The following is a 20,416-nucleotide window of genomic DNA, read 5'->3' as shown; positions in this document are numbered from 1 at the left end:
GCCAGCCGGGGAGGATCAGTAGGTGATGCGCAGCGCGACGCCGAAACGGCGGTCGTTGAGCTGGTACTGCAGCGGCGCGGCGGGCGTGCCGATGTAGAGCACGTTCATGCGGTTGTTCAGGTTCACCGCATCCACCGAGAACGCCACGTGGTCGTTGATGTCGACGCTGAGCGACGCATCCAGCGAGGCGTAGGGCTTGGCGTATTGCGGGATGCCGTTCGCGCCGCTGCCGGTGGTCTGGTCCAGATAGGCCGAACGCCAGTTGTAGGCGACGCGGGCGCTGACCGGGCCTTTCTCGTAGAGCCCGATCAGGTTGTAGCTGTTCTTCGACAGCTTCTCGAGCGGCAGCTGGGCCGGCGCCGCCGATCCCGCCGTCGCGAACGGGTTGCTGACGCTGCTGTCGACATAGGTGTAGTTGGCCTGGATGCCCAGGCCGCTGAGCAGGCCTGGCAGGAAGTCGAAGAACTGCTGATAGCCGAGCTCGACGCCCTTGACAGTGCCCTTGCCGGAGTTGACCACCGTGCTGACGTCGTAGGTCACGCCGTTGTAGGAGCCCAGGACCGTGCCGCCGGCCAGGAAACCGTCGACCTTCTTGTAGAACACGCCGGCGGTCAGCGAGCCGGTGTCGTTGAAGTACCACTCGGCCGTCAGGTCATAGTTGTCGGACTCGATCGGACGCAGCATCGGATTGCCCGAGCTGGCGCTGGGGTGGCCGGTGACCGGATTGACCTGGTTGGGGTTGTTGAGCGTCAGGTTGGTCGACAGCTGGTCGAAGTTGGGGCGGGCCAGGCCCTTGGAATAGGCCAGGCGCGCCTGGAGGGTGTCGGTGAGCTTGGCGCGCAGGTTGAAGCTGGGCAGCACGCGCGTGTAGCTGTTGTCCACGTCGATCGGCGTGGTGGTCCCGTCATTGTTGAACTGGGTGCCCTGGGAGGTCGCCTCGGTCTTGATCACCCGCACGCCCAGGCCGCCGTCGATCTGCACGCCGGCCACTTCGCCGGCGTAGTCGGCGATCGCCCAACCGGTATAGGTCTTCTCGGTCTGGCTGTTGAGGTCGCCTGGCGTGAAGGCGTCCTTGGTCTGCGCCCCGAACAGGGCGTAGAGCGCCTTGGTCTGGGCCCAGACGCCGTCGCCCTTCGGGAAGGCCGGATAGAGCAGGCCGCCCTTGACGGTGTTGCCGTCGAACCAGCGCATCGACGGACCGGGCATCGACAGTTCCGGATGGGCCGAAAGCGGGATCAGCGGCGTGCCCGTCGGCGCCGAACAGCTCGCGTCCGGGCCCAGGGCGGTGATACAGACCCCGTGCCAGGTGCCCCGCAGGTCGATGCTGTTGTCGGAATAGCGGGCGCCGCCGCGCAGCTTGTCGAAGAAGCCGCCTTCCAGGTCGTACTCGACGTCGGTCGCGAACGACAGGGTGTCGGCGTCGTTGCGCTGCAGGGAGTCGGCCATGTACGGCGTAGTGTAGTTGGCCGGGTTGTTCAGGACCGAGGCGTCACGCACCTCCCACCGGGGATATTTGCCGGTCAGGTCGAAATCGACGATCGACTTGTGGGGCGAGGTCAGGCCGGTCTGGCCCGATTGGGAGTACAGCGACAGCACGTGGCCGTTGCGGTCGGCGTTGTAGTAGGACTTCAGGTACTGGACGTCGAAATTGGCCTTCAGGCGGTCGGTCGGGGTCCAGGCCGCGTTCAGCGTGAAGTTCTGGCTCTGGCTCCACAGCTGCTGGTCGTAGCGCCCGGTTTCGAAGGTCTGGTTCTGCAGCGACCCCTTGGTGGCGTAGCCTTCGTCGTTGAACGTGTAGGCCGCGCCCGGCAGCGGATCGGTGCCGTAGCTGGTCACCACTCCGGCGGCATTGCGGACGTTGGAGCGGTTGTTGAAGTCGTAATAGTAGGCGCCGGTCCGGTTGAACCAGTACTTGGTCCGCTGGTACTGGGCCGTCAGCAGCAGCTGATCGCTGGGCCGCCACTGCACGGCCGCGGCGATGCCCAGGCGCTTGCGGTCGCCGGTGTCGTCATAGATTTCGAAGCCGTAGGGCACCTGGGCGTTGGCCGGGGCGTTGGCGATCGAGCCGGGCGCGACGGTGTCGAACGGCCCTGCCAGGAGGCCGTCCTGGCGATAGCGGCTCTTGCTCAGCACGGCGTTGAGCAGCACGCCGACCTCGCCGATCGAGGTGTCGAACCGGTCGCTGTAGAGGCCCGAGATCGAGCCGCCGTTCTTGCGCACCCGGTCGTAATAGTTGCCGCGGAACGTGGCGCTGAGGACCCGCTTGGACGAGTCGAACGGCAGCCGGGTGCGCAGGTTCACCGCGCCGCCAACGCCGCCTTCGATGATGTTGGCGGGCGCGTTCTTATAGACGTCGGCGCCGGCCAGCAATTCGGGCGGCACGCCTTCCAGATCGAAGGCCCGGCCGCCTGAGGCCGAATAGACCGCGCGCCCGTCGAGGAAGTTCTGCACCTGGGTCAGGCCGCGGATGGCGATCGCCGGCTGGGTGCGGTGGTCGAAGTCCGTCGCGCCTTCGCCGTAGCGGCGCTGGATCTGGACGCCGGTCACGCGCTGCAGGGCCTCGGTGGTGTTAGCGTCGGGCAGCTTGCCGATGTCCTGGGCCTGGATCGAATCCACGACCTGGTCGGCGTTGCGCTTGATCGCCTGGGCTGAACGCAGGCTGGCGCGGACCCCGGTGACGACCACCGTGTCCACGGTCTGACCGTCGCTGGGGGCCTGGCTGGCCGGCGGCGTTGCAGTCGTGGCCTGTTGAGCGTAGGCCGGCAGGCCGAAGGCGGCCAAGCCCAGGGTTCCGAGGGAAACACCGGCCAAGACTCGACGCGTGAAGATGCCTTTGATCATTTGTCCCCTGCCTAATTGAACGGTCAAGCTTGCTTGGGTGTAAGGCCTAAGCTTTGCCTTAAACTTGAAACCGAGGTTATGTTGCTTCAAGGCATATCGATTTCCGATTTGTACGACAAGTATGCAAAATGCGTTTGTAGGATAAATCTTTCTATGGCCATTTCGGGCGACATCGGTCCGCAGAGCGGCCGTCGGCGCGCGGCGCCGCGCAGAACGACCAGGGAGATGGACTTGCGGAGATCGGCGATTTGGCGCGGGCTGGCGGTGGGAACGGCGCTGTGGGCGATGGCCGCGCACGCCGAAGCGGCCGCCCCGCCTCAACCGCAAGCCGCGACCGAACGCCCCGCCCTGCCCCTTCGCGTCGACGGCAAGCCCTGGTTGATCCTGGGTCTGCAGGTCAACAACAGCAGCGGCGTCCCCGCGGCGCTTCGCGACCTTGCTGGCGCGATCGCGCGCAGCGGCGCCAACACGATCATGACGCCGGTCAGCTGGGAGGAAATCGAGCCCGTCTCCGGCCGCTTCGATTTCAGCCTGGTCGACGGCCTGGTCGAAGAAGCCCGCCGCCAGAACGTCCATCTGGTGCTGTTGTGGTTCGGCACCTGGAAGAACGGCGGCATGAGCTACACGCCGGAATTCGTCAAGCGCGACACCGAGCACTACCCGCGGGTGATCGACCCGGCCGGGCGGCCGATCGACGTGCTGTCGCCGATCGGCGCCCTCAGCCAAGCCCGCGACGCCCAGGCCTTCGCCGCCCTGATGGCCCACCTGAAGGCGATCGACGCCAAGACCCGCACCGTGCTGATGGTCCAGGTCGAGAACGAGGCCGGCACGCTCGGCGCCGACCGCGACCACGCCCCCGCCGCCAATGCGCTCTACAATGCCGCCGTCCCGGCCGACATGCCGCGGATCGAGGGGACCGGCCAGGGAAACTGGCCGCAAACCTTCGGGCCCCGCGCGCCCGAGGCCTTCATGGCCTATCACACCGCCCACTACATCCAGGCGGTCGCGGCGGCGGGCAAGGCCGCCTATGACCTGCCGCTCTATATCAATGTCTGGCCGCGCGAGCAGCCGGGCCTGCTGCGCCCGGGCCTGTCCTCGCCCAGCGGCGGGGCGGTGTCGTGGCTGCTGCCGATGTGGAAGGCCCTGGCCCCGGCGATCGACGTCATCGGTCCGGACAATTACGACACCAACGTCGCGCCCTATCTGGAGATCGCCAACGCCTATGATCGGCCCGACAATCCGCTGCTGATCCCCGAGACCGGCGGCTCGATCGCCCATGCCCGGCACATGTTCCTGGCCCTGGCCCGCCCGCGGGCGATGGGCGTCTCCAAGTTCGGCCTCGACGCCGATTTCGCCCTGAAGTCCGATCCGGTCGCGGTCAACTATCGCCTGCTGCGCGAGGCCGCACCGTTCCTGCTGCCGCTGCGCGACGCCGGCAAGGTGCAGGCCGCCGTGGAAGAAGACGGCCTGGCCAACGTCCCGCTGTCGTTCTCCGCCTTCGACGCGGTCGCCCGGTTCGGCGAGGTGCGCAACGTCTATGGCGGCGACCGCGGCCAGGGCAATCCGGGCCTGGGCGGCCGGGTGCTGATGGCCGAGGTCGCGCCCGACCGGTTCCTGATCGTCGGCGCCGACGCCAATGTCGCCTTCGCGCCCAAGCTGGGCGTCGACGGCGCCGCGCAGTTGCTGACCGTCGAACAGGGCCATTTCGAACAGGGCCGCTGGGTGCGCGAGCGCCTGCTCAACGGCGACGAGACCTATTTCGGCCTGCGCCTGCCCGCTGAGGGCGCGAGCCTGATGGTCAGCCTGATGGTCCGCTGAGATGAGGTCGCGGCTCCTGGCCTTGGCGGCGGTCGTCGCCCTGTCGTTCTCCGGTCCCGCCCTGGCCGAGGTCGACTGCTCCGCCCCCGTCGCCGGCGCCCTGCCGGTGACGGTGCAGGCCGATCTCGACCATCCGCGCACCGAGTTCGAGGGCTGGGGCACGGCGCTGGCCTGGTTCGCCAATGTCACCGGCGGCTATCCCGAGCCGGTCCGCGAGAAGCTGGCCGACCTGCTCTACGGCCCCGGGGGCCTGGGCTTCACCATCGCCCGCTATAATATCGGCGGCGGCAATCCGGCCGGGATCACGCCCTATCTGCGTCCAGGGGCGGATGTTCCGGGGTTCTGGCGTCAGGTCGGTCCGGACCCGGCCTGGCGGCCGGAGAACGAGGCCCAGTGGGACTGGTCGGCCGATCCGCGCCAGCGCTGGTGGCTGGACGCCATCCGCAACCGGGTTCCGGAGTCCGAGCGGCTGTTCGAGGCCTTCTCCAACTCTCCGCCCTGGTTCATGACCGTCAGCGGCCGCGTCTCGGGGGCGCAGAGCGGCCTCGACAACAATCTTCGCCCCGGACAGGAGGCCCTTTTCGCCGCTTATCTGGCCCGGACCGTCGACGAATTGCAAAGACGCCACCAGATCCGCTTCCGCACCCTGTCGCCGGTCAACGAGCCGAACACCCCTTATTGGCACGCCGCCAACCGCCAGGAAGGCTCGCACTGGTCGCCCGAGGCCCAGGAACGGATCATCCTGGCGACCGATCGCGCGCTGAAGGCCCGGGGCCTGGACACCCGGGTGGCGGCGATGGACGAGACCAATTCCCAGACCTTCGTGCGCAACTGGGCCCGCTACGGCGCGCCCGCCCGGGCGGCGATTGGCCAGCTCAATGTCCACGGCTACGACATCACCGGCCAGACCGGCGTGCGCGACCTCGCCGCCGCCTCCGGCATCCGGCTCTGGATGTCCGAGGTCGACCTGTCGGCGGCCAACAGCCACGAGGACTTCCAGAACCTGGATTCGGCCCTGGCCCTGGCTGAGCACGTCGTCCTTGACCTCAAGCGGCTAGAGCCGTCGGCCTGGGTGTTCTGGCAGGCGATCGAGGATCTCTCCGGCCGGCAGGGCGGCGGGTCCAACTGGGGCCTGATCAAGATGGACCTGTCCCCTGACGCCCCGGCCGATCACCCCTGGCATGTGACGACGAAATACTGGGCCATGGCCAATTTCAGCCGCTACATCCGTCCCGGCTATCGCCTGCTCACGGTCGACGACCCCGACACCGTCGCCGCCGTCGCCCCCGGCGGCGGCGAGATCGTCTTCGTGCACGTCAATCCCGGCCTGGCCCCCCGTGCGCTGGAGTTGCACGGCCTGAAGAGCGGCGCCTGGTCGGCCGAGACGGTCGTCACCGACCAGAACCGGCGGGCTGAAGCCCTCTGCCGTACGCCCGGCCAGACAGGGGGATCGGGCGCGCCCCTGCGGATCATGGCGCCGCCGCGCTCGGTCGTCACCGTCCGGCTGCGCGCCTAGGCGCCTGAGGCGACTTTCTGATCGCCTCTACCGCCGGAGGTTTTCCTCCGCCGGCGCCAAGCTCCAAATCCCACAATCTGAAACATCGCGACATAAAAGCAACTTTTCGGGCGAGATCCGTCACTATCGGCTGGCGCTCGACGTCGATCCCGCTATCTTCCGATCACAAGGTGGGACAAAAGTCCACATTGTGAGAATTTAAGCCACAAACCGCCGGCGACTTCGGATCGCGGGCGGCACGGCTTGAGCACCGCGATGAGAACTCCCCGGGACCAGCTCCCGGATCCGCCCAAGCACGCGCCGTCCGGCAAAGGGCGGCCAGGATGGAAGCAATAGGGCCGAGCGCGCGAGCGCCGGTCCACTGGGAGGAACCGATGTCTGCTCTTCAGGTCAAGAATCGCGGCGCGTTGCGCGCGAGTTGTTCGGCCCTGGCCCTTGGCGCGTCCCTGCTGACGGCGGCGACCGCCTCGGCCCAGACCGCCCCCGCCCCCGCCGCGCCGGCCGCCCAGGCCTCCGTCGCGGTCGACGAGGTGGTGGTCACCGGCTTCCGGGCCAGCCTGACCAGCGCCATCAACACCAAGCGCCGGTCCGACAACATCGTCGACGTCATCAAGGCCGACGACATGGCCAGCTTCCCCGACGCCAACCTGGCCGAGTCGATCCAGCGCATCCCCGGCGTCTCGATCACCCGCGACGGCGGCGAGGGCCGCAACATCACCGTGCGCGGCCTGGGCGGCGACTTCGTACGCACCACCCTCAACGGCATCGAGGCCTATTCGGCCACCACCGGCTCGACCCTGGGCGTCACCGCCGGGATCAACCGCTCGCGCGGCTTCGACTTCTCGACCTTCGCTTCGGAGCTGTTCAACAGCGTCACGGTCAACAAGTCGCAATCGGCCGAGATGGACGAGGGGTCGCTGGCCGCCACCGTCGACCTGCAGACCGCGCGGCCGTTCGACAAGAGCGGCTTCCGCGCCGCCGCCTCGGCCCAGGGCGCCTATTACGACAACAACAAGACCACCTCGCCACGCTTCGCCGGCCTGATCAGCGACACCTGGGGCAATTTCGGCGCGCTGTTCTCCCTGGCCTATAACGAGCGCCTGCAGCAGGAGGACGGCTACAGCGACACCTCGCAGTCGGACTATTCGGACGCCAACAACGGCTTCTGCGGCCTGGCCGCGGACGATCCCAACCAGGCCGGCAGCCAGGTGATCAACACGCCGATCCCTTATGTGAACCCGCTGTCCGGCTCGGGGAACCGTCCCGCCGGCCAGTGCTTCTCGGGCCTGCCGTCCAATCCGGCGGCCTATGCAGCGATCAACCAGCCCAACGTCTTCCTGCCGCGCAATCCGGGCCTGGGGCGCTTCACCCTCGACCAGAAGCGGCTGGGCCTGACCATCGCCCTGCAATGGCGCCCGTCGGACCGCACCGACGTGACCCTGGACATCGTCTATTCGAAGTTCGACCAGGACCGCACCGACTACGCCCTGTCGAACGCCTCGCTGAACCGCAACGTCAACGGCGCCAGCGCCGCCTTCCCGCTGTTCGCCGGCCGCGTCGACTCCCAGATCATGGACGTCCACGTGCTGCCGACCGGACAGGTCGACTACATGCAGATCAACAATGTCGACATCAAGCACATCGAGGAAAAGAGCGTCACCACCACCAAGACCCACCAGATCGGCCTGAACATCGAGCACAGTTTCGACGACCGGCTCAGCGGCAATGTGAAGGTCGGGCACTCGGGCTCGGACTTCGACCAGCCCTGGGACGTGCTGATGTCCTATGACGGCTTCAACAAGGCCGGCTATGTCTGGGACGCGCGGGAGTCGCTGCGGCGCCCGTTCATCAACTACGGCTATGACGTCGCCAATCCGGCCAATGTCACCTTCACCAACGCCGGCACCGGCCTGACGCCCGACATCCGCATCGTCAAGGCCAGCGTGTTCAACACCCTGTCCACGGTCGAGGGCAATCTCAGGTACAAGCTGACGGACGTCTTCACCGTGAAAGCCGGCGTCTCGCTGAAGTCGTTCGACTTCAAGACCAAGCAGGTGCAGCGGCTCTATCCGAACAACGGCGCGACCGGCGTCACCGCCACCGGCACCATCCCGTTCAACTTCGCCAACTTCGCGGCCGACTTCCCCGGCAGCGCCCCGCTCTTCGAAACCATCAGCGGCTTTGGCAAGCAGCTGGGCCTGCCGGACGGCTCTGTGAGCAGCTGGGTCGTGCCGGACGTCTCGGCCTATGTCGACAAGCTGGGCCTGCTGTGCAACTGCGCCAACAAGTACGGCGACTTCACCCTGGCCATCAATTCGGCCCTGGGCAACAACCGCGCGGTGAAGGAGGACGACACCGCCGGCTACGTCCAGGTCAATTTCGACACCGAGGTGCTGAACGGCCGCCGCCTGCGCGGCAACGCCGGCGTCCGCTACGTGAAGACCGACCTGGCCGCCACCGGCTACACCTCGCTGACGTCGCAGATCACCGTCAACCACAAGTACGACGACTGGCTGCCGTCGCTGAACCTGGCCCTGGACGTCACGCCCGACCTGGTGGCCCGCTTCGCCTATGCCAGCGTCATGGCCCGGCCCAGCTTCAGCAACCTGACCCCGGGCGGCTCGGTCAACACCACCTTCGGCGCCCAGACGGCCTCGATCGGCAACCCGTTCCTGGATCCCTATCGCGCCAAGAACTACGACGTCAGCCTGGAATGGTACCCGAACGACGGCACGATCCTGAGCGCGACCTTCTTCGACAAGGAGATCCAGAGCTCGATCCAGACCATCGCCACCACCGAGCCCTACGGCGGCACCGGCCTGCCCCTGGCCCTGCTGCCGGCCGGCCAGGACGCCAACACGCCCTACCTGGTCACCCGCTCGCGCAACACCCAGGGCGGCTATATCCGCGGCGTCGAGCTCTCCTGGCAGCAGCCGTTCAAGTTCCTGCCCGGCCCGTTCGACAACATGGGGGCGATGGTCAACTATACCTATGTCGACTCGTCGGTGCTCTACTATCTGTCGTCAGGCACCGCGACGAAGCCGGCCACCCAGGTCCACGATCAATTCCTCAACGTCTCGCCGCACTCGGTCAATGCGACGCTGTATTACGAGGACTCCAAGCTGTCGGCCCGCGTCTCGGTGGCGTATCGCGACGAGTACCTGACCGCCCTGCCCTTCAAGTCCGAAGTGCCGGACGCCAACGGCAGCTACGCCACGACCAATGTCGACGCGTCGTTCTCGTACCAGCTGACGCCGCACTTCAAGCTGACGGCCGACGCCCTGAACCTGACCAACCAGAAAGCCGACCAGTGGAGCGGCAAGGAGCGCCGTTCGCAGCGGGTGTTCAGCACCACCGGCCGGCAGTTCTTCTTCGGAGGATCATACGTCTTCTAGACGCCGACGGCGCGCGCGGCACACCATTCCTGACATCCAAGGTGCGGCGCGCCCAAAAACACCATCAGTTCGGGCCAACGATACCGATTAGCGATCGAGGCCCCGGAGATCCGGGTTTCGTTTGAAATACTCGATCAGCATTTCGGTGAGCACCCGCACTTTTCGCGCGGGGTGCTGATCCTGGCCGCCGTCCGGCGACAGGAGCTGGCCACCGCAGGCGCGGTCATCCGTTTCTCCTACGGCGGCGTCAGGTAGATCGGATTGCCGATCAGCAGCAGCCGGCCGGAGGCGTCGCGCACGTTGGCTCGAACCCAGCTCGCGCGCTGGCCCATGCGGACGGAGAACTCGCCGGTGGGGGAGACGGCCGGTGCGATCTTGGCGCCGTCCTGGACGATCTCGAGACCGGCGAGGTCGATGCCGGCGATGGTCGCGACAAAGGTCACTGCCTCGCCTGGCTTCGCCGGAAGCATTCCGCCCATCACCGCGCTCCGGGCGCCGGTCGTGGCCGAAAGATCCAGCATGCGGTCGCGGGTCCCGTCGAGGTCGACGAACACCCGGCCGGCGCGCAGACCCGCCAGGATCGCTTCGCTCGAAAGACCCTCGGCGTGGATCACCGTGGTCGGACGACCGACCGCCGAAGGCTTGTCGTGCGCGATGCCGGCGTCGTGGTTGTCGCTGCCGCCGACGGCCGTGATCCGGCGGCCCTGGTTCAGCTGGGCCTCCCAGAAGGGCACGCCCGACAGGACGCCCTCGAAGCCGCCCAGCGCCTTTTCGTTGCCGCCGTTGGCGACCTCAATGGCCTGGACGGCGTCGTAGTCGGTGTCCTTGGCGGTCCAGCCGCAGCCCATGCATTGCTCGCCCGACGGCACGGCCGGGTGGTTGATCGAGAAGACGCCGCCGGCCGCCTTCACCGCCTGCTGCAGGCTGCGGATGGTCGGGACGGTCCTGGAGCCCAGGCGGAAGTCGATGAAGGCCGTGGGCCCGAAGACGTTGGCGTGACCCTGAAAGGTGGTGACCTCGCGGCCGGTCATCAGCAGCAGCCCGGGAAAGGCCGGCTGCAGCTCGGCCAAGGCTTCGGCCTGGCTGGTGGTGTTGTGGTCGGTGACCGCGATGAAGTCGAGGCCGGCGGCCTGGGCGGCCAGGACGGTGCGATAGACCGGACAGGGCGCGCGTGGCGCTTCGCCCGTCGTACAGCCGCCGTCGCTGTGGGCGGTGTGCATGTGCAGGTCGCCGCGGTACCAGCCCGGCGTCGTCGCCCTGGGCAGGGCGGCCGGGAGCGGCATCGGCGTCTTCTCGAACCAGATCTTGGCCTCGTAGGTCGCCCTGGAGTTCGGCCGCGCATTGGGCACGCCCAGCAGCAGCGTCCATTTGCCGGCGGGCAAGGGTCCGGGCAGATAGCTGGCGCTCGCCGCCTCGGCCGAAACGAAGAAGCCCTTCTTGTTGCCGCCGCTCCAGCCGCGGAAGCGGACCGGGTCCAGCAGGCCCAGATCGATCACCGTGCGGTTCTCGCGGCCGGTGTAGTCGAAGGCCACGGACAGGCGGGTGACGCCGGCCGGCACGTCGAAGGTCACCGGCCTATAGGTCTGGTGGTCGGCGCCGGTGATCTCGCCGGTCAGGACCAGGTCGGGCTTGCCAGCTTCCTGGGCGAGGGCCGGCGAGGCGATCAGCAGGACGACGAGGGCGAGCCAGCGGAGCATTGGCGGAGTCCGGAAAAGAAGGGCGGCCGACGCCGCGGCCGCCCAAGTTTCAGGGGAGGGAAATCGGGCGGCGCGCCCTAGAACTTGTAGAGAAGCGCCGCCTTGAACGAACGGCCGAACTCGGGCCGGCCGATGCCGTACAGGGCCCCGGCCTCGCCGCTGATGATCTGGCCGGCGCGGGGATTGCCCTCCGTCAGGCCCAGCTCGTCGAACAGGTTGTTGCCGTAGGCGTAGAGCGTCAGGTCGTCGGTGATCGCATAGCGCACCGTGGCGTTGACCAGGGTGTAGGCCGGCAGCTTCGAGGTGTTGGCGGCGTCGGAGAAGCGGTGGCCGTAACGCTCGACGCTGGCCTCAAGACGCAGCTTGCTGTCGAGCAGATTGATGCCCGGTGTCAGGCGGAACGAGGTCTTGGGCACGCGGATCAGCTGGTTGCCGGTGAAGTCGCGCGTGCGGCTGGCGGTGGCGGCCGGCGGCTTGACCATGCAGGTCGGATCGGTCGCCGAGATCGTGCAGGTCTCCTCGAACTTGTAGTCGCCGAATTCCGGGTTCTGGACGGTGGCGCTGAAGCGCAGGTCGAACCACGAGGTCGGCCTCACCGTCCCCTCCAGCTCCAGGCCCAGGGTCTTGGTGTCGGTGATGCTGGTCTGATTGACGTAGAAGCCGGTCGTCGGATTGTACACCGCGGTGCCGAAGCCGAGATTGTCATAGGTGGTCTGGAAGGCCGTGGCGTAGACCTCGGCCTTCGGCGTCACCCATTTGAAGCCCAGCTCGCTGAGGTCCATGGTCTGGACCCGGCCCGTCGCATTGGCGGCGTTGGTGATGTAGTCGCCCAGGGACGGCAGTCGGAAGGCCGAGGTGTAGCGGCCGAACAGGCCCATCTGGCCGGTGATCTTGTAGTCGAGACCCAGCGTCCAGCCGGCATGCTCGAACCTGCGGTCCAGGCGGTCATAGACGCCGGTCCCGGCCAGGACCGCATCGTCAGCGGGGGTTGGCGACTGACCCAGGTCGATAGCCGCGCTGCGTTCGCTGCGGCCCTTGAAGGCGATCTTCTCCCAGCGAACGCCGGCGTCGAGGCGCAGCTTGGGCGTGATGCTCCATTCGTCGGTCAGATAGAGCGCGACGGTGTTGGCCTTGCCGTCGCCGTTGGCGAATTCGGCGCCGTACTTGCTGACGCCGTTCTCGGTGAAGCTGTAGAGCGCCTTGCCGCTGGCGTCGACGGCCACCAGGTCGAGACGGCGGGCGTTGCTCTGCACGTCGAGCAGAGTGTTGGCCGAATAGCGGTTGAAGGCCTCTTCCACGTGGGCGGTATAGACGCCGAAGGCCACGTCGTGGGTCTGGCCGCCGACCTCGAACTTGTGCAAGAACCGCGCGTCGTTGATCAGCTCGTCCAGCGGAACCGAGACGTAGCGCAGCGAGCCGTCGAGCACCAAACCGTTGCCGTTCTGGCCGGCGCCGGCGGTCTGGAACACCTGGTCGGGGGTGGTGCTGTAGCGCAGTTGCAGGCCGACGGCGCCGGGAATGACCTGGCCGAGGGTGGCGGCTTTCTTGGCCTTCAGGAAGTCGGCCTCCACCTGGCTCATCCGCGCCGTTCCCAGCACCGGAGTGTTGGGGAACAGGCCGATGCGCTTGGACTCCGAGGTCCGGTAGCGCAGCGTGTCCTGGAAACGCCAACCCTCGAAGGGCTCGTACTTGAAGATGGCGGTGGCCTGGGTCAGCTCGACCTCGGTGCCGCGCGTCAGGTCCCAGTTGAACGGACCCTTGGGGCCGCGCAGGGTCAGGTGCGCGGTTTCGGGACCGTTCAGGGTGTCCTTCAGGGCGTCGAAGCCGGGGGCGTCGCTGGGTTCGCCGGCGGCGTTGAACTTCAGCGGCACGCCGGCGAACAGGATGACGTTGTCGTCCAGGTGCTTCACGTTGAATTCGATGCTGCCGCGCTCGAACTCGCGACCGGCCTCCACCCGCCACTGATAGCCCTTGTCGGCCGTGTAGCCCGGGTCGCGGATGCCGTCGTCCTCGCGCCAGAAGCCGCCGACCGACCCATGCCAGCCGCCGGCCAGCGGCCCGCCGTAGAACAGGTCGACGCGCTTGGTCCCGTAGTCGCTGACCTGGACCTTAGCCAGGCCTTCGGGCGTATCGCCGCCCTTGCGGGTGATGAAATTGACCGTGCCGCCGGGAGCGTAGGAGGCGAAGATCGACGACGGGCCGCCGCGCACCACCTCGATGCGGTCGATGGTCTCGTCGAGGCGGAACGACTGGTCGGCGTTCAGATAACCCAGGCCGGCGTCGTGCTGGACCGGCGCGCCGTCCTCCTGCAGGGCGATGGCCGAGAAGCCCTCCTGCGGGATGCCGCGGGCCCGGATATTGGCGCTGGCCTCGCCGCCCGAGGCCTCGACCCAGAAGCCGGGCACCGACTTCAGCGCATCGGCCACGCCCATTGGCGAGCGCAGGCGCAGGGTCTCTTCGTTCATGGTGGTGACGGCGTAGCTGGTCGCCAGGCGGGTGCGGGCGTCCGAGCCGGCGCGCGAGGTGACGATCAGTTCCTCGACCGTGTCGGACGCGTCAGCGCCGGCCGAGGCGGCGTCCAAAGGGCCGCCGCCCCGCTGGCGCAGGGTGATGACCTGGGCGGTGGCCGAGGCGATCTCCAGGTCGCTGCCGTCGATCAGCCTGCGGACCGCGTCCTCGCGGCCGAACGCGCCTTGCAGGCCGGCCGTGCGGTGTTGGGCGGCCAGGTCGTAGGGGAACAGGATCTGCACGCCGGCTTGGCGCGAGAAGGCGTTCAGGGCCTGGGCGGTGTCGCCGGCCGGGATGTTGAACGCCACCCTGGCCGCCGCCTGGGCGTGGGCGGCGGGAACGACGGCGACCAGCGCCGTTGTCGCCAGAAGTACGCAGGCGCCAACGCGCGCCGCTCCGAATGGCGTCCAAGACTTGGTCATCACAATCACCCCCATATGTCGCCGAAAGCCGGCGTCTCGCTGGGCAAGACGGGGGGAAGGAGCAAAACCTCTATCGAGATTTGAGAAAAATTCGTGACGGATCGTCGGTGATGGTCCGTATACCGAAAGTCGCGTGAAGGGCGTCCAGGAAACTTTCGGGATCGCCGGTCAGGAAACGGCCGCCTAGGCGCAGCGCTCCGACTTTTGGATCTTCTATAATCATCTTCCGGCTAAGATAGCGATTGTACTCCTCGACCGCCTCGGACAATCTCTGACCTTCGAAAACGATCTCGCCGCGCCTCCAGGCTTGCACCGCCTGTACTTCAGCTTCCGGCGCGGCGGTCACGGCGACGCCCGCCGCGCTGATCGCCAGGGCCCGGCGAGCGTCGGCGGCGCCCTCGACGGCGGCCTGGGCCTCGCCGGCCGCGGTCTCGATCACGGCGCGGCCCGCCACGACGATCAGATCGAGGCGGGCGGGCTTGAGGCGAGCGTTGAACTGGCCGGCCGCCAGCCGCGCCAGGCCCTGCCGAGTGAACAGCTCGAACGGCCTCAGGGCGTCCTGGGCGATGGTCAGGGCGACCTCGCCGCGCTCCAGCCACAACCGGCGACGTTTGTCGTCGAACCGCCAGAGAACCTCGGTGTCGGTGTTCAGCTCGACCGAACTGCCGTCGGGCAGGGCCAGGGTGCGTCGCTCGCCGACCCCGGTGACGGTGCGGGCGCGCAGAAACTCGTCGCGTTCCAGATAGGCCGCCGCCATCAGGCTCGCCGCCAGGGCCGCGCCGCCGCCCAGCCAGGCGCGGCGGCTCATGATCATCGGCCGTTTGCGAGGCTCGACGTCGCGCAGGCCGTCCAGCTTGCTCCAGGCGGCGGCGACCTCGGCGAACGCGGCGGCCCGGCGTGGATCAGCGCTGCGCCAGGCCTCGAACGCCTCGGGAGTCGTCCGGCCGGCGTCCAGACGCGCCAGCCATTGCGAGGCCTGGGCGATCAGCGCGTCTCTGTCTTGATCGCCCGTTTTCGCCATGGACTCGCTCGATTCCCGATCCTGCCGCCTTCGCTCGCCGCCAGGGACTTGGTCAGGAGCATCAGGCCCTTGGCCAGGTGCTTCTCAACCGTAGAGATGGACAGACCCAGCCGAACCGCTATCTGGCCGGGCGAAAGTCCGTCCATTTTTCGCAAGGTGACCACGCGTCGGCACTGTTCGGGCAGGCGGTCGACCGCCTCGAGCACCCGCAGCAGGTCCTCCCGGGCGCTGGCGATCGCGTGCGCGTCCGGCGTCGGGTCGGGAAAGGCCTCCATCTCCAGCACCCCGATCTGGCGAATGCCGACCACCTTGGCCCGGCGAAAACGCTCGAAGGCCAGGTTGCGGATAATGGTCAGGACGAACCGTTCCGGCTGCTCCAGACGCCGCCAGTCCGCCACGCCCAACACCTTGGCGTAGGCCTCCTGCACCAGATCCTCGGCGTCGGCCAGGTCGCCGGTCAGCTTGCGGGCGTAGGCGCGATAGGTCGGCGCGAACGGCAGCACCGCCTCGGCGAACCACTTGTCGATGTCACGTAGCCAGGCCATCGCGCCGCGTCCCGTCGGCGACGACCACCGACTTCTCGAGGCGCTGCACTAGCGCCGCTCCGTGTCAGTTTGCTGACAGCCGGTCAGCCGCCGGCGACGACAACCCGCGCGTGGGCGAAGGCTTCGGCATAGTCCGGCGCTGGGGGCAGATCCGTCACCAGCACGTCGACATCGGTCAGCTGCGCCGTCCGGATCAGTCCGTAGCGATCGAACTTGGCGGCGTCGGCGGCCAGGATCACGGTTCGCGCCTTGCCGTAGATGATCCTGTTGACGGCGGCCTCGCCCGAATGGAAGTCCATCAGCCCCTGGTCGCGACTGATCGCGCCCACCGAAAGCACCGCCAAGCTGGGGGTGAAGTCAGCCAGGTAGTCGCAACTGCGATGATCGAAGAAGGCCTTGTACTGGTAGTCAAGCTCGCCGCCCGACAGGAAAACCCTGTTGTCGTTGCGACCGCCCAGTTCGGAGGTCACCGCCACCGAATTGGTGATCACGGTCAGGGACTTGTGCTGGCGCAAGGCCTTGGCGACGTAATAGCTCGTCGTGCCGCTGTCGATGTGGACAACGCCGCCCTCGGGAACCAGGCCGGCGACGGCCCGGGCGATGCGCTGCTTGGCCTCGGCGTTTTCCCGCAACCGCAGTTCGAAGGGCCCCTCCGTCACACCGACCGGCAGGCTGACGGCGCCATGGGCCTTGGAGATCGCGCCGCTGGCCTCCAGCACCTTGAGCTCGCGGCGGATGGTCTCCTCGGAAACGCCCAGGTCCTGGGCCAGCTCGCGAACCGCATAGGTTCCGGCGGCCTGGACGCGGGCGATGATCGCCTGTTGCCGAACTCGTCGCTTGGTCATGACCGCCCCATAAAACTGGCGGAGAAATGACCGAATTACGATCAATAGGTCAAGATAGCCGCAAATTTTCCAGGAAATGCAGCGACATATGCGGCCAAAATGTGGATATCTCCCGATATACGCATTTTTCGGTCAAAAATGTCGCAGAACTGACGCGTCAGCTCACTAAGGACAGCGCCGACAGACGGACCCGCTGGGGGCCGCGCCCGACCTGGTGACAACATGACCCGATCGCCCATAGGCCGTATCAACAACCCCGGCGCCGAGCCGTTGGCGCGCGCGCGGGGGCTCTGGCGGACTGGAAGCGCCGTCGGCGCCCTGCTCCTGGCGGCCCTGGGGCCCGTCGTTCATGCGGCGGATCTGGACGACGGCGGCGCCGACGTCTCGGCGGTGGTCGTCAACGGCAAGCGTAGCGCCAGCGCCGCCCAGCAGGTCGAGGCGATCGGCGCCACCAGCGTGTTGTCGGCCGACCAGATCCAGCGCAACCCCGACCAGAACGTGGTCGACGCCCTGGCCCGCCTACCCGGCGTTTCGGTTTCGCCCACCGACAACATGGGCTCGCCGTCGCAGGGCAACCACCATGGCGTCGACGCCGCCGGTCGCGGCGAAGGCTCGTTCGTCAGCCTCCGCGGCCTGAACGGCGCCTACAACGTCAACCTGCTCAACGGCGTCAACGCCGCCCAGGGCATGCCCTACAGCCGGCAGATCGAACTGAGCCTGCTGCCGCCGGTCGGCCTGGACCGGATCGTGGTGTCCAAGACCTCGACCGCCGACATGGACGGCGACGCTATCGGCGGCACGATCGACTTCCGCACCCCAACCGGGCTGGACTTCAAGGAACCGATGACGCGGATCTACGTCCAGGCCGGCCTGGCGCAGTTGCCGCTGCGCTATGGCCTCAAGGGCGGGTCGGGCCTGGCCCAGGCGGAACTGGCCCGCCGGTTCGGCGCCGACAACCGGTTCGGCATCTACGCCACCGCCTATTACGGCAGGCGCAACTTCGCCTCGACCATGCAGGACTATCAGGCCGGTCAGTGGGAGCACGCCATCTCCGAGGGCGAACAGGGCAGCAATCCGGCCGGTTTCGACAAGAGCGACAACCTGCTGCTGACCAGCCTCAACGCCCAGTTCACGCGCGGCCAGCAGAAGCGCTACGGCGCCATCGCCTCGCTGGACTGGGAAGGCGAGCAGACGATGCTCTACGCCCGCGGCAGCTTCGCCCGCTCGACCATCGACCAGGAAATCTTCCAGAAGAGCATCCAGGCCGACGGCTATTCGGCCGGGGTCCAGCGGCCCGACGGCCTCTACCAGAACGCCGAGGACGACGGCGAGTACCACTACTGGTTCGAGACCTCGCCCGAAGTTTCGGAGCTGGACTCGTTCCAACTCGGCGGCCAGTCGAAATTCGGCAAACTGACCGTGGACTACAACGCCTTCTACAGCTGGGGTGAGAATTCGGCCCCCGATCACGCCGAGATCACCTACCAGACCGACGCCGATCACGATCTCAACGGCCCGTTCACGGTAACCTATCGCGACCGCTACCCCATACCGCAGCTGACACCCGCCCAGCTGGCGCGACTGAACGACAGCAGCCTGTTCCTGGTCGGCGAGGACAGCGGCGAATTCACCCGCTCCCACAGCGAACAGCGCAAAGCCGGCGGCAAGGTCGACTTCCACTACGATTTCGATCGCGACGTCCTGCGCGACGTGGCGTTCGGGGCGAAATACGTCGAGAGCCGCCGCGAGACCACGTCCCGCGACTACAGCGGACTCAATCCCTATCCGGCGGGCTCGACCCTGGCCGACAGTCCGCTGATCGACAGGACGCTGGGCCAGACCGTCAAGGGCGTCTATCCCTACGCCCTGCCGATCGGCGACGGCGCGGCCCTGACCGACCTGATGGCCCGACTGTCCAAGACCCAGACCCTGTCGGCCGATGACTTCAACAAGAACACCATGTCGGGCACGGAAAAGGTTTCTTCGGTCTACGTCCTGGCCAATCTCAAGCTCGGCGGCGTCGAGGTGCAGCCGGGCCTGCGCTACGAGCACACCGACATCCACGACACCTTCTGGAACCAGGTCACCAATCCGGACGACAGCGCCGGGGCCTCGGCCTTCGCCTCCAACCAGACGAAGTACGACTTCGTGCTGCCCAGCGTTCACGCCAACTATCGCCCCGACGCCGAGACGGTGGTCCGGGCCTCGATCTGGCGCAGCTATGTGCGGCCGGCCTTCTTCCAGCTGGCCGGGGGCCGGCGCACGACCCTCAACGCCGACGGCTCGATCGACATCACCGAGGGCAATCCGAACCTGAAGGCGATCTCGGCCGTCAATTACGACGTCTCCTACGAGCACGCCGCGCCGGAGGGGACCCAGTTCATGGTCGGCCTGTTCCTGAAGGACATGTCCGACTACCTCTATGACCGCGGCACCAACTACCGCGCCCAGACCGTGGCCCAGACGGGGGTTTCCTCGATCAGCCGCCCCGAGAACGGCGGCGCGGCGCGGGTCTATGGCCTGGAAATGTCGGCTCGACGCCAGTTCGCCGAATTGCCGGGCTGGTGGGGCGGCCTGGGTGTCAGCGGCAACCTGACCCTGCAGCGCTCGAAGGTCGACCTGAAGGACCCGGACACCGACAGCGACATGCCGATGCAGGGCTCGCCCGACCTGCTCTACAACGCCTCGCTGTTCTACGAGCGCGACGGGGTGAGCGCGGCCCTGTCCTATCGCTACGGCGGGCCGACCCTGGTCAGCTACCGCTTCGGCGACTATGGCGGCGTCGATCTCAACGAATGGCAACGCTCCACCCGCACCCTCGACGCCAGCGTCGCCTACCAGTTCCGCAGCGGGCTGAAGCTGACCCTGTCCGCCTCGAACCTGCTCAACGACTACGGCTACTATCGGACGGTCGGCCGCGACAGCGGCACGATCCCGCAACTGGTCTCGTCGGGTCGCAACGCCTTCCTGTCGGCGGCCTACAGCTTCTGATCCCTCCCCTCGCCCCGGCCGCTTCGCGCCTCCCCTCGCGAAGCGGCCAAGCCGGAGCGCCCACGCCTGTCACGCGATGCGGCCTTGCTGGTCCTCAAGCCGCGGATCCTGACGCCGCTCGGCGCAGCCTCGAACTCTCCCTCTTTCGTCTCTGTCGCCTCCCGCCGCAACGCGCCTGACCGACATGCGCCACTAGCAGACGTTGGCCGACCGCCACAAACCGGACGTTGGCCGGCCGAGGCTTCATTCGCTAAGCGGCGCCGCCACTACGATCCAACATCCGAGATCAGCCTCGTTGTGCGCAAGCTGCGCCGCTTCGCTGAGCGTCTGTTGACGCAGCGCCGTTTCTTGAGGCGGCGCCGTCAAACCAGCCGACCACGGAGCCGTGCGGCGTTCTCTCAAACCTGGCGACCAGCCGAGCGTAGGTCGACCGGCGGATCGGCCTCCCGTCCCGCAGAGACCGCCAGGTCGTTTCGCTGACGCCCAGCACCTCCTGAAGCCAGGCCTTGGTCACCGCCGGCAACGCTTTGCGAAGGGCCAGGACCTGCTCTTGATTAACAAGCACCATGTTCATGCGGGTATCCAGGGCCGACTGGCCGGCGGGCGCTCGCGGCGAAGCCGATCGTCTTGGGATGTCCATCTGCTTCCTCCTGCCTCCTGATCGAGACCATCGCCGCCCCGCCTTGTGAATGGTGGTTACGACAACGTTGTCGTACTCGCTTACGACAACGTTGTCTATGAGCCATCGTCTTGACATCGCTGTCGAACTCCGGCGCACGCGAGGTCTTTCCGGTCGCGCCTTAGGCAAAAAAAGGCG

10 protein-coding genes are annotated in these 20,416 nt (G+C 67.3%); 4 read left to right on the top strand and 6 right to left on the bottom strand.

Features of this window, described 5'->3' with window-relative positions:
• Positions 1 to 15: 15 nt before the first annotated feature.
• Positions 16 to 2,811, bottom strand: a complete 2,796-nt coding sequence (locus tag ACIPQB_RS12850) for a TonB-dependent receptor (RefSeq protein ID WP_446485629.1) — start codon at positions 2,809 to 2,811, stop codon at positions 16 to 18.
• Positions 2,812 to 3,072: 261 nt separating this feature from the next.
• Here ACIPQB_RS12850 and ACIPQB_RS12845 point away from each other — a divergent pair, with 261 nt between their 5' ends.
• From ACIPQB_RS12845 to ACIPQB_RS12835, 3 genes are all read left to right on the top strand, one after another.
• Complete coding sequence (locus ACIPQB_RS12845) at positions 3,073 to 4,659, top strand: DUF5597 domain-containing protein (protein ID WP_446485628.1); 1,587 nt, start codon at positions 3,073 to 3,075, stop codon at positions 4,657 to 4,659.
• 1 nt (position 4,660) lies between these two features.
• Entirely contained in the window at positions 4,661 to 6,175 is a 1,515-nt protein-coding gene (locus tag ACIPQB_RS12840; protein ID WP_446485627.1) for a glycoside hydrolase, read from the top strand.
• A 374-nt stretch (positions 6,176 to 6,549) separates the two neighbouring features.
• Complete coding sequence (locus ACIPQB_RS12835; RefSeq protein WP_446485626.1) at positions 6,550 to 9,570, top strand: TonB-dependent receptor; 3,021 nt, start codon at positions 6,550 to 6,552, stop codon at positions 9,568 to 9,570.
• Between the two features lie 236 nt (positions 9,571 to 9,806).
• Here ACIPQB_RS12835 and ACIPQB_RS12830 read toward each other — a convergent pair whose 3' ends face one another.
• The 5 genes from ACIPQB_RS12830 to ACIPQB_RS12810 all read right to left on the bottom strand — a co-directional run bounded on the left by ACIPQB_RS12830 (position 9,807) and on the right by ACIPQB_RS12810 (position 16,608).
• Complete coding sequence (locus ACIPQB_RS12830) at positions 9,807 to 11,267, bottom strand: CehA/McbA family metallohydrolase (RefSeq protein ID WP_446485625.1); 1,461 nt, start codon at positions 11,265 to 11,267, stop codon at positions 9,807 to 9,809.
• A gap of 77 nt (positions 11,268 to 11,344) precedes the next feature.
• Positions 11,345 to 14,197: a TonB-dependent receptor gene (locus ACIPQB_RS12825; RefSeq protein ID WP_446485624.1), complete on the bottom strand. Its 2,853-nt coding sequence runs from the start codon at positions 14,195 to 14,197 to the stop codon at positions 11,345 to 11,347.
• A gap of 70 nt (positions 14,198 to 14,267) precedes the next feature.
• On the bottom strand, positions 14,268 to 15,218 hold the full coding sequence (locus tag ACIPQB_RS12820; RefSeq protein ID WP_446485623.1) for a FecR family protein: 951 nt from the start codon (positions 15,216 to 15,218) through the stop codon (positions 14,268 to 14,270).
• Entirely contained in the window at positions 15,182 to 15,763 is a 582-nt protein-coding gene (locus ACIPQB_RS12815; protein WP_446485622.1) for an RNA polymerase sigma factor, read from the bottom strand. Before ACIPQB_RS12815 ends, ACIPQB_RS12820 begins: the two co-directional genes overlap by 37 nt.
• An 83-nt stretch (positions 15,764 to 15,846) precedes the next feature.
• Complete coding sequence (locus ACIPQB_RS12810) at positions 15,847 to 16,608, bottom strand: DeoR/GlpR family DNA-binding transcription regulator (protein WP_446485621.1); 762 nt, start codon at positions 16,606 to 16,608, stop codon at positions 15,847 to 15,849.
• 222 nt (positions 16,609 to 16,830) lie between these two features.
• Between ACIPQB_RS12810 and ACIPQB_RS12805 the strand changes: the two genes are divergently transcribed.
• Positions 16,831 to 19,599, top strand: a complete 2,769-nt coding sequence (locus ACIPQB_RS12805) for a TonB-dependent receptor (RefSeq protein ID WP_446485620.1) — start codon at positions 16,831 to 16,833, stop codon at positions 19,597 to 19,599.
• Positions 19,600 to 20,416 lie beyond the last annotated feature (817 nt).

The sequence above is a fragment of the Caulobacter sp. LARHSG274 genome (genome assembly GCF_052871235.1).
Note: the sequence above shows the minus strand (reverse complement) of the source record. Positions and strands in the feature narration are given on the sequence as shown.